This is a genomic window from Lysinibacillus sp. NPDC047702, assembly GCF_050272555.1.
Lineage (GTDB): Bacteria > Bacillota > Bacilli > Bacillales_A > Planococcaceae > Lysinibacillus.
In genome coordinates, this window is record NZ_JBNNMG010000028.1 from 50,286 (window position 1) to 60,621 (window position 10,336).

The following is a 10,336-nucleotide window of genomic DNA, read 5'->3' on the forward strand; positions in this document are numbered from 1 at the left end:
ATTACGGGCGGTGGTTATTTCAAAATCTTGCTATTGTTCTAGAGGTGATGGTGATGAAAAAATGGATAATGCTTAGTTTTCTCTTAATATACTTAGCGGGATGTATACCTTTTATGGGCGATCAAACAGTAATTGATTGGGTAGATTTTATTCAATGGAACGGTCATGATTATAATGGTGTTCACAATAGTGAAATAGCCGATGCTTCATTCATAGATAAAGAAATAGGAGAAGTTCGCTTTAAAGTAGCGGATAATGTTTCAAATTCATCCTATCAATTAAAAGATGGAGATGCTGCGTTTCACGAAAAAGGTACAAAGCTTTATTCTATCAAAGGGGAAGATAATATCATCGCTGTCAAGGACAAAGCTGCTATAAATGGTTACCGGATCTATTTTGCAATTGATAATTCAAAGTATAAATGGCACTTTGAGGATGTTTTTTTAGACCAAGTAAAAAAGATAGAAATATATAAATCAGCTACACCAGCGGGTAATCAGCAAATAGCAACTATTACAGATGAAGCCGGAATGGAGAACTTTTTGGATATCCTTTCAAACAGTAAAGAGACTCCGGCATTTCAACCGAATACAAGCACTGGAGATCCAATAAGCTATCAGATCATCTTATATACGGATGATTCCATAGCTTATAAATACAATGTTCAATATGACGGTATTACATATTTTTGGCATCCGTCAGATACAGCGATTTTATCAGATGATATAAGACATTTTATTTCTGAAAAATAGTGGCTAGTCAAAACCATGAAAAGCGCGAGAAATCAATTTTAGAATTGTTGATTTCTCGCGCTTTACAGTGGTAGTGTATAAAACTGGGGTTTAATATTCTTGAAATAAATTAAAAGAAAGTATCATAGTCAAATGCCAATTCATGCTTTGTTAGATAGGAAGGGATAGCACCATGTTGTTCAGTGGAAGCTCCAGCATAACGATTAGCGAATGTCAGAAGAGGAACGGCATACTGCTCACAAAAATCGATTAGCTTTTCAATGGTTATTTGTTGGCTAAGGAAAATGCTTAACACAGCACCAATAAAGGCATCTCCGGCTCCAGTTGTATCAATCGCATGGACATTGTCAGCTGGTACTTTGACATGCGCTTTTCTAGAATAAAGACTTGCCCCCTCTGCTCCACGAGTAATTATCAAGACTTGTACCTTTCCTTGAAATAATGTTTGGACTGCCTTTTCTTCATCCGCAATCGCAGTTAAAAACAAAAGCTCCTCCTCGGATAGCTTTACAATATGAGCCTTTGGTAGAAATTCCAAAATGGTTTGACGACATGTCTTGTCATCATTCCATAATGGCAAACGGACATTGGGATCAAATGACACAAGACTTGCTACTTGATGTGCTTGCTCAATCAAGGCTATATGTGCCTCTTTCATCGGGCTTTCCACTAGATTAACTGAACAAAAATGAAGAATATCCTTTGCTGTTAATAGATTAGCTGGAAGCTGCTCTTTGCTGTAAAGCAAATCTGCTGCATGACGTCGATAAAATAAAAAATCACGGCTTCCATCTTTCTTTAGGGACACAAAGGCTAGACTTGTTTCGCCCTCATTAGTTTGCATAATATAGTTTGTATCGACACCAGCCTGTTTTATTGTGTCCACAAGGAAATTTCCAAAAGCATCTAGCCCTACTTGCGTGAGGAGGGCGGCCTCCTGTCCCAGTTTTGCACAAGCAGCTGCAACATTGGCAGGAGCACCACCTGCATTTTTAGCAAAGTACTCAACTTCAGGGAGACTATCGTGTTTAGTAGGTGTAAAATCAATTAACAATTCACCAATTGTATAGAGCTTACTCATGAAAAACCTCCTCTATATGGTTTAAGTCGAAGTATGGGACACACGTTTTTTCTTTGGTACGTAGATGGTATAAAAAATACCCCCGAAAATTAATAATATCCCCATTGTTTGCATAAGACTTGGCATAAAATCAAGCAACAACATATCGAGCAAGATGGCCACTACTGGGTCTACAAATACTAATACAGAAACTAGAATTGTAGAGAGACTACGGATGCTATCAAAGAATAAATAATAAACAAAGCCTGTGTGAATAAAGCCTGTTCCTAAAATATATAGCCAATTTGTTGTCGTTAACCCTTCAAACAGTGAAAAATCTATAAATGGTAAGAGGATGATAATTCCAACTGTTGTTTGAATATAGGTTAATGCATAGGAACTAAGCTTTATAATCGTTTTACTTGTTAGCATTGTAAACGCGTAAAATACAGCAGACAGTAATGCCCAAATAAAGCCTGATTTCATAAACTCAGAGAGTGACAAAAAATTGTTTAAGCCGATAATGAACATACTTCCTATAAAACAAGTAAGTGTTGCCAGGAGTGCCTGGATTGTCATCTTTTCTTTTAAAAATAATGCGCCAAAAATTAAGACAAAAATGGGAGCTAAGTTATAGATAGAAATCGCAATGGAGATTGACATTTCCTCAAAGGCCTTAAATAGAAATACCCAGTTTAAGACAATAAAGACGCCACAAATAAGTGTTCTTACTACTTCATTTTTATCCCATACCTCTGTTTTATGTCCACCAGTGATGAGCCATAGACCTCCTAGAAAGAGGGTAGCGCAAATACATCTGATAAATACTAGCTCTGTCGCAGGCACACCAGTATGAACAGTAAAAAATCCGATTGAGCCAAAAAGTGCCATTGAAACAGTTAATTTAATAATCGCAGAAATGTTCATACATAACCTTCTTTCTAAAATTTTTATAAATAATGTTGTTAACTAGGTGGGCAGGATTACATTTTTTCACTTCATTTTAAAATCGATACTTGGGAGCAGAGAGAAACGCTCAGCCAAGAAAAGACTCCGCTCAGGTAGCATAGAGAAACGCTCGGCCAAGGGAAGACTCCGCTCAGGTAGCATAGAGAAGCGCTCAGCCAAGGGAAGACTCCGCTCAGGTAGCAGTGCAAAACGCTCGGCCAAGAGAAGATACCGCTCAGGTAGCATAGAGAAACGCTCGGCCAAGAGAAGATACCGCTCAGGTAGCATAGAGAAACGCTCGACCAAGGGAAGACTCCGCTCAGGTAGCAATGCAAAATGCTCAGCCAAGGGAAGACTCCGCTCAGGTAGCATAGAGAAACGCTCGGCCAAGAAAAGACTCCGCTCAGGTAGCAGTGCAAAAACGCTTGGCCAAGGGGAGACTTCGCAACGCTCGGCTAAGAGAAGAATCGGCTCAGGTAACAATACAAATCGCTCAGCCAAGGGAAAAGACTCCACACAGTTAGCAGTACGATTCGTAAAAGGAAAGAAAGCCAACAGCATTTATCAACTGCTGGCTTTCCATTAAGTTCTACCGTTACTCGCGGATTTGCCCATTACCGTGAATGAAATATTTTGTAGAGGTAAGGGCTGGTAAACCCATAGGGCCTCGCGCGTGTAATTTTTGCGTACTAATGCCGATTTCAGCGCCGTAGCCGAACTCAAAGCCGTCTGTGAAACGAGTAGAGGCATTGTGATAGACAGCTGCCGCATCAACGCTATTTAGGAAAGTATCTGCCACTAGTTGATCCTCTGTAATGATTGCTTCAGAATGATTAGTACCATATTTATTAATGTGCTCAATTGCTTCATACACATTTTCCACCAGTTTTACACTTATTTTTAAATCTAAGTATTCAGTTGCGAAATCTTCTTCTGTTGCTGGAAGAGCGAAATTAAGCGCTTGACAAACGAATTCATCGCCGATAATTGTGACACCTGCCTGGTTCAAAGCGCTTAGAAGTTGGGACCCATACTCCTTAAACCAATCTGGATGAATGAGTAAGCTTTCTGCTGCATTACATACGGAAGGTCGCTGTATTTTTGCATTCAAACAAATTTTTTCTGCTTTTATGTAATCGGCTGTTTGATCTACATAAATATGACAATTACCAGCACCTGTTTCAAGGACAGGTACAGTGGCCTCTCTTACTACTAAATCAATGAGTGCCTTTCCACCACGAGGAATCAAGACATCTAAGTATTCTTTTAGATGGAATAATTCTTTTGCTGTTTCTCGATTTGTATCCTCAATCAATTGTACCGCATCAACAGGAATTGATGTTTTTTCAAGGGCACGATGAATGCTTGTCACTATTGCAACATTTGAGAATTTAGCTGAAGAGCTTCCACGTAAAATTACAGCATTGCCTGTTTTCAAAGATAATGTTGCCGCATCAACGGTTACATTAGGACGGGCTTCGTAAATCATTCCGATAACGCCAATCGGCACCATACGTTTCTCAATTAACAGCCCATTATCCTTTTCTATTCTTTCTAGTAAATTACCTACTGGATCATCTAATTCTACGAGTAGATGGATGGCATTTGCCATTGCTTCTATACGTTCCTTGTTAAGCATAATGCGGTCCAGTGTGGATGCAGGCATTCCTTGCTCCTCACCATGAGCTAAATCCTTTGCATTTTCAGCGATAATAGTATCCTGATCAACAATTAATTGTTCTGCAATTTTTGTAAGAGCACCGTTTTTTTCACAAGTCGTTTTAATATTTAACACGTAGCTTGCCGCTTTTGCCAGTTTTCCTTTTAGTTGAACTTCACTAGTCATGTAAATTCCTCCTTAATTTGTTTGAATTTTTAGCCATTTATCTCGATGAATAACCTCAATTGGGTAGTTTGTTAACTCAGCTGTGCGTTTTCCCATTGCATGTGCTAACTCAAGGGAAGAGTATAATACCTCACCGCGACCAAGCAATCCCTTTTCACTATAAACCTCTACAACATCGCCTTTCTCGAAATCACCTTCCACATAACTGACACCAGCAGGCAGTAAACTTTTCCCATTAGCTAATAACGCATGCTCTGCACCACTATCTATAAAAATTTTACCAGATACTTCCGTGAGTGCAATCCACTGTTTGTTATTTGTTAGAACCGCAAGTGCATCATGCTCAACATATGTGCCATCTCCATGTCCTTCTAGAATATCGACAAGCTTATTCGCACCGTGTCCAGTTCCAATAAATACCTTGACACCAGCATTTAAGGCGGATCTAGCTGCGAGCAACTTGGATTCCATACCACCTGTACCAACCTTAGAGCCTGATCCGTCTGCAAAGCCCAGCATTTCATCGGATACCTCTGTTAAACGATCAATGCGTTTAGCTTGAGGATTTTTAATAGGATTGGCGTTATACAACCCATTGATATCTGTTAATATGATGAGTTGATCGGCATGTACCAGACCACTAACAAGGGCCGATAGCATGTCGTTATCACCAAAGGTTAGTTCACTGACAGAGACTGTATCATTTTCGTTTATAATAGGCAGTATAGAGCGCTCAAGTAATTCCTCAAATGTGGCACAAGCGTTTTTATAACGTTCTTTTTTTGAAAAATCAGTACGTGTTAATAAAACTTGAGCAGGTACAATATCATAAATGCCAAATAAAGCAATATAGGTTTGTATGAGTAAGCTTTGCCCAACCGCTGCAGCGGCCTGCTTTCCTTTTACTGTTACAGGACGTGAAGGGTAGCCGAGCTGTTTAAAACCTGCTGCCACTGCGCCTGAAGATACAAGTAATACTTCATGACCGTATTTTTTTAACTCAGCAATTGCTTGAACATGATCCATTAAACGTATTTTATCAATTTCACCTTTTGCGTTGGTTAAGGAGCTGCTTCCAATTTTGACGACAATTCTTTTTCTTTCCACGTCTTTTCCCCCTTCGTCATTCCTCTAAATTATTCTTTTAGTAGACACAAAGTTTATGTCACTCCGAACTTTTACAATAAAAAAAGCCTTTCATCCTAGAAACTAGGACGAAAAGGCTTGCTTTCCGTGGTACCACCTACATTGAACATCATTGACATTCCACTTTACTCATAACGCTTGAGACTGCGCCTAGTTTGGCTAGGACGATTCACAAAGGAGGTTCATTAGTCTTTCTTGTGCATGCCTTTCAGCCTATGGACATTGCTCTCTAATCAATTAGTTGCTAAGTACTAGTCTTCGTGCGTTTTAGTATATTAATATGCTTGATAAAGAAGTTCAGTTTTTTTGTAATTGACTAAAGAATGCACTACTTCTTTGTCACTGTCAAGCTGAATAGGAAAGTTAATAGAAAGTTTTGAATAAATGAGAAGGGAATGGTGAGCAAACGAGAATTAAACATAGTTATCTACAATTACTTGAACCACCAAACGGCGATTAGTAGCGGGAGCATAGCAATGACGATTACAAAGAAGCTCCATAGTATCTGTTTCCCCGAAGACATATTTTTGGGTTTAATGCTCATTTGTTCATATAACTGGTTGATGGCACGCTGCTCCTTCGTATAGAGCAATGCTTGAAATTCCTCATAATCTTGGATATAGCTTGAGGGGGGACGAGGACTGAAGCGTAAACTACGAATATCGTCCGTAATTTCTTTAGCACCCATCCAATAGGTAATTACAGGTGCTAATCCTGTAGTTTGTGTAGCACGCACTTCAATGTCATGTGTTTTCATTTTATAATAGACGCTCCCATGCTCGTCTTCATATTGCTCCACAATATCACTTACTGCCATCGACAAACACCTCTTCCTTTAAAACAATGCACCTTGTTTCAATTTGGTTATGTTCATTATAAGATATTGAGGGAGAAAAGTATTGCATTAACGAGCATTATTGAATGAATAATTTTTTTCTTCCAAAATTCATGATAAAGTCATAAACTAACATCAGATGACAGTAATGTCATGTAGTATAATGACAATAAAACCATTTTGGGAATGGTTGAAAGTAATGGAGAGAAGGGGAAGTATTATTGGAGCTTTCAACATTATTAGCTTTTTTAGGAGCAGCAATTATATTAACATTAATGCCAGGACCAGATAACTTATTTGTTTTAGCACAAAGCATTACACAGGACAAAAAGGCAGGTATTGTTACTTCGTTTGGATTATGTACAGGTTTGCTTGTACATATTGGCGCTGCTGTACTTGGTATATCAGCCATTATTTATCAATCGACTGTTATTTTCTCTATTGTGAAATTTGCGGGTGCGGCATATTTACTATATTTAGCGTGGCAATCATTTCGAGCGAAGGGCGATCCATTCACATTGGACCAGCAAAATGCCCAGGCCTACGTAGCATTATATAGAAAAGGAATTTTAATGAATATATTAAATCCAAAGGTCTCCTTATTTTTCTTAGCACTATTGCCACAGTTTGTAAATCCATCCAAAGGTCATGTGGCTTTACAGATGCTTATTTTGGGTATTATCTTTTTAAGTCAAGCACTTTTCCTATTTTCAGTATTTAGTATTTTTGCTAGTAAAGTAAGAAAAGTGATTATAGGGAAGCCTGCAATTGCGAAAAGATTAAATATGGTGCAGGGTGTTATCTTTACCTTTATTGGCATTAAAATTGCACTGAGTAAACAGTAGAAGGGGGAATTGTTCATGGCAATTTTACATATCACCTTTAGCTTATCTACACAAGGTTCCATAAAACATGCGATCCGACAAAACCATTTACAACGTGATGAGTCAGTGATTTGTATTAATGATGTGTTCTCGATTGGTCCTCTGAATAACCTTGAAGAACGACAAAATTGGCTTAAAGCCGTTGTTTTTAGGGATCATGAAGAGTTTGAATTGTATGAGGATTTTCATCAAGATTGGATGAAAAAAATAGACAGATTACCATGTGATGTAGATGTCTGGGTTTGGTATAGCCAAAATACACACGAAGAGATTGGTCTACGCTATGTTATGAGTGAGTTTATCAACAAGTGCAGTATGGTCTATGGAATAGATGCCACAGAAGGCTTGAAACGCATCCAACCCAATATGATGATACGTCATACAGGGGAGCTTTCATCAGAAATGTTTATGAAGCTTCGTCCAGAGGCAAGACGATTTTCTATTAATGAATGTCAGCGACTTGCAAAGGAATGGGAGAACCTGAAACACCACCAAAGTACACTACGTATATGGAAAGATGGTATTGTGCATGTAGAGGAAGATGCATTAGATGCGATTATAATCGAGTGCGCAAAAAGAGTACATGTTCACCAGAATGAAGAATGGTTGCTGCCAGTCCGCATCATTGGTGAGACAATTGGTGCAATAGATGATTATTTAAATGAAGAATTTATCGAAAATCGCTTGAAAGCTCTAGCAAAGAAAGGACTTTTTGAGGTTGACGGTGATTTTTCAGATATTTATTCATATCGAGTAAAATATATTGGAAAGTAAATAAAAAGCGGCGGGTTGACTTATGCAACCTGTCGCTTATTTTTTATCTTTTCTCATAAAAATCAAAAACAAACTGTTGGAATTGTCTTGCTGAAGGCGGGAGATAGCGATTTTCAATCCATGCCATCCCGATGATACGTTCACAGACCATATCTTCCACACGAATTTTAGCTAATTTTTTAGGATTTAAGTCTTCGTCATCAGGCAGTAAAGAGACACCAAGTCCAGCACCCACAAAACCTGCAATTGTTGATACTTCATCACCTTCGTACGTAATTTTTGGTTTAATTCCAGCGGCATTTAACAAACGATCTGCCGTTCTACGTAATGCATAACCCTTTTTCATCAGAACGAAATTTTCTTGTTCCAGTTCTTTCATTTTGATGCTTTTGCGATGAGCAAACGGATGATCGATAGGCACCATGATAAAAAGCTCATCACGCCACAACTCTCTCCAGCAAACAGGAGGTTCTGTGTCAATTGCTGCCAGTAAGCAGATGTCTAGTTCTCCTGCCAGTAATTGCTTAAGTTGTGAGTGAGAGTAATTTTGAGTAAAGTGAAAGCGGATATGGGGGTGCTGTAGACGAAAAGCACGGATTAAATCTGGTACAATGCTAGTTCCAAGAGTATGTAGAAAACCTAGTGATACATCACCAAGCTCAGGATTATTGAGCTCCTGTAATTCTAAAACTGCTTTTTCATATTCCTTGCGCATACGTTGAACTCGATACAAAAAAAGTTCCCCGTATCGGTTGAGCATAATGGAACGCCCTTGACGGTCAAATAAAGGAACTCCTAATTCTTCTTCAAGTTTTGAAATTGAACGGCTTAATGCTGGTTGAGAAATCGCTAATGCTTCCGCAGCACGTGTCATATGCTCAAGCTTTGCAACTGTTGCAAAATACTCTAATTGTTGCCACTCCATTTCCTCAACACCTCTATTTCCGTATTTTTTGAGCTAACTGCATTATAACGAGAAAAGAGTAGGAAGTATAGGTGACATAAAAAATATTAAAAAGAATTCGTACTGAAAATAACCGAATCCAAATTTTGCACTTTTAAAGTATGAAGAAAAGGCGATTTAATACGTTTTAACCTCACATCGTTAATGCGTAAAATGCATCAATATGATAAAAACTATAAATTGTACATTATTAATAAAGGGTGTTAAGATAGACACATAAAATACACAATTACAAATTTCCGTGAAGGGGATACTATAAAATGAAGTTTATAAAGCCACAACCTCTAACAATCGAGGGAGGCAAAAAAGCCGTACTATTACTGCATGGATTTACAGGTAGCACAAAAGATGTTAAAAAGCTAGGAGAATTTTTATCCAAACGTGGTTATACCGTTCATGCACCAATATATAGTGGGCATGGTGTAGAGCCAGAAGCATTATTAGAAACAAAACCAGAGGATTGGTGGAACGATGTTGTGGAAGGTTATAACTTCCTACAAAGTAAAGGCTATGAAGAAATTGCTGTAGTAGGAATTTCACTTGGTGGCGTATTCTCATTAAAAGTAGCTGAGAATTTTCCAGTAAAAGCGTGTGTTGCCATGTGTGCACCAATTACACGTGATAACTCAAAAGGCTTATTTACTCGTTTATACCATTATGCTCGTTTATATAAACACTTTGAAAATAAATCAAAGGATCAAATTATTTCAGAATTACATGAACTTCGTATTACTCCTAAAGATTCATTAGATGGAGTGACACGTTTAACTACTGAAACTCGAGAAGAATTATCAACAATTCAGGCACCAACATTAGTCATGCAAGGTTCTTTAGATGATGATCTATATCAAGAGAGTGCACCTTTTATCCTAAATACAGTAAAAACAGATGATAAAGAGATTATCTGGTATGAAAATTCCGGTCACATTATTACGCTAGATAAAGAGCGTGATAAAGTATATGAGGATGTATATAAATTTTTAGATCATGTAGAGTGGTCTGTAGCAAACTAAGAGCTGTCTGCTGACAGCTCTTCATGTTGTTGAAATACTATTATGTCAATGAAATCAAGGTGACAAATTAAAAAGTATAGCTCTTTTTCAAAACGAGGGGTTGATCTCCGTTCC

The 10,336-nt window shown here is 38.1% G+C and carries 10 protein-coding genes; 4 read left to right on the plus strand and 6 right to left on the minus strand.

Features of this window, described 5'->3' with window-relative positions; all coding sequences use genetic code 11:
• Positions 1-53 precede the first annotated feature (53 nt).
• On the plus strand, positions 54-752 hold the full coding sequence (locus ACQKIM_RS14550) for a hypothetical protein (protein ID WP_427545098.1): 699 nt from the start codon (positions 54-56) through the stop codon (positions 750-752).
• Between the two features lie 109 nt (positions 753-861).
• On the opposite strand, the gene ACQKIM_RS14555 is transcribed toward ACQKIM_RS14550, so the two are convergent.
• From ACQKIM_RS14555 to ACQKIM_RS14575, 5 genes are all read right to left on the minus strand, one after another.
• Positions 862-1,833 (minus strand): carbohydrate kinase family protein, encoded by a 972-nt coding sequence (locus ACQKIM_RS14555; protein WP_427545100.1) that lies wholly within the window; start codon positions 1,831-1,833, stop codon positions 862-864.
• A gap of 21 nt (positions 1,834-1,854) precedes the next feature.
• Complete coding sequence (locus ACQKIM_RS14560) at positions 1,855-2,739, minus strand: DMT family transporter (RefSeq protein ID WP_427545102.1); 885 nt, start codon at positions 2,737-2,739, stop codon at positions 1,855-1,857.
• Between the two features lie 616 nt (positions 2,740-3,355).
• Positions 3,356-4,606 (minus strand): glutamate-5-semialdehyde dehydrogenase, encoded by a 1,251-nt coding sequence (locus ACQKIM_RS14565; protein ID WP_427545104.1) that lies wholly within the window; start codon positions 4,604-4,606, stop codon positions 3,356-3,358.
• Between the two features lie 12 nt (positions 4,607-4,618).
• Positions 4,619-5,713: a glutamate 5-kinase gene (gene proB, locus ACQKIM_RS14570; protein ID WP_427545106.1), complete on the minus strand. Its 1,095-nt coding sequence runs from the start codon at positions 5,711-5,713 to the stop codon at positions 4,619-4,621.
• 472 nt (positions 5,714-6,185) lie between these two features.
• Positions 6,186-6,569, minus strand: a complete 384-nt coding sequence (locus ACQKIM_RS14575) for a sodium:proton antiporter (RefSeq protein WP_427545107.1) — start codon at positions 6,567-6,569, stop codon at positions 6,186-6,188.
• 239 nt (positions 6,570-6,808) lie between these two features.
• Between ACQKIM_RS14575 and ACQKIM_RS14580 the strand changes: the two genes are divergently transcribed.
• Both ACQKIM_RS14580 and ACQKIM_RS14585 read left to right on the plus strand, forming a co-directional pair.
• Entirely contained in the window at positions 6,809-7,432 is a 624-nt protein-coding gene (locus tag ACQKIM_RS14580; RefSeq protein ID WP_427545109.1) for a LysE family translocator, read from the plus strand.
• 15 nt (positions 7,433-7,447) lie between these two features.
• Positions 7,448-8,245 carry a DUF1835 domain-containing protein gene (locus ACQKIM_RS14585; RefSeq protein WP_427545111.1) on the plus strand — a complete coding sequence of 266 codons (798 nt, stop codon included), beginning with the start codon at positions 7,448-7,450 and terminating at the stop codon, positions 8,243-8,245.
• 43 nt (positions 8,246-8,288) lie between these two features.
• Here the strand turns inward: ACQKIM_RS14585 and ACQKIM_RS14590 are convergent, their stop codons facing one another.
• On the minus strand, positions 8,289-9,170 hold the full coding sequence (locus ACQKIM_RS14590) for a LysR family transcriptional regulator (RefSeq protein WP_427545113.1): 882 nt from the start codon (positions 9,168-9,170) through the stop codon (positions 8,289-8,291).
• Between the two features lie 299 nt (positions 9,171-9,469).
• Here ACQKIM_RS14590 and ACQKIM_RS14595 point away from each other — a divergent pair, with 299 nt between their 5' ends.
• Positions 9,470-10,222 carry an alpha/beta hydrolase gene (locus tag ACQKIM_RS14595; protein WP_427545115.1) on the plus strand — a complete coding sequence of 251 codons (753 nt, stop codon included), beginning with the start codon at positions 9,470-9,472 and terminating at the stop codon, positions 10,220-10,222.
• Positions 10,223-10,336 lie beyond the last annotated feature (114 nt).

What these genes read in the sequence shown, in the direction of transcription:
- ACQKIM_RS14550 (WP_427545098.1), top strand. Translation starts at nt 54, where the DNA reads ATGAAAAAATGGATAATGCTTAGTTTTCTCTTAATATACTTAGCGGGA.
- ACQKIM_RS14555 (WP_427545100.1), bottom strand. Translation starts at nt 1,833, where the DNA reads ATGAGTAAGCTCTATACAATTGGTGAATTGTTAATTGATTTTACACCT.
- ACQKIM_RS14560 (WP_427545102.1), bottom strand. Translation starts at nt 2,739, where the DNA reads ATGAACATTTCTGCGATTATTAAATTAACTGTTTCAATGGCACTTTTT.
- ACQKIM_RS14565 (WP_427545104.1), bottom strand. Translation starts at nt 4,606, where the DNA reads ATGACTAGTGAAGTTCAACTAAAAGGAAAACTGGCAAAAGCGGCAAGC.
- ACQKIM_RS14575 (WP_427545107.1), bottom strand. Translation starts at nt 6,569, where the DNA reads ATGGCAGTAAGTGATATTGTGGAGCAATATGAAGACGAGCATGGGAGC.
- ACQKIM_RS14585 (WP_427545111.1), top strand. Translation starts at nt 7,448, where the DNA reads ATGGCAATTTTACATATCACCTTTAGCTTATCTACACAAGGTTCCATA.
- ACQKIM_RS14590 (WP_427545113.1), bottom strand. Translation starts at nt 9,170, where the DNA reads ATGGAGTGGCAACAATTAGAGTATTTTGCAACAGTTGCAAAGCTTGAG.
- ACQKIM_RS14595 (WP_427545115.1), top strand. Translation starts at nt 9,470, where the DNA reads ATGAAGTTTATAAAGCCACAACCTCTAACAATCGAGGGAGGCAAAAAA.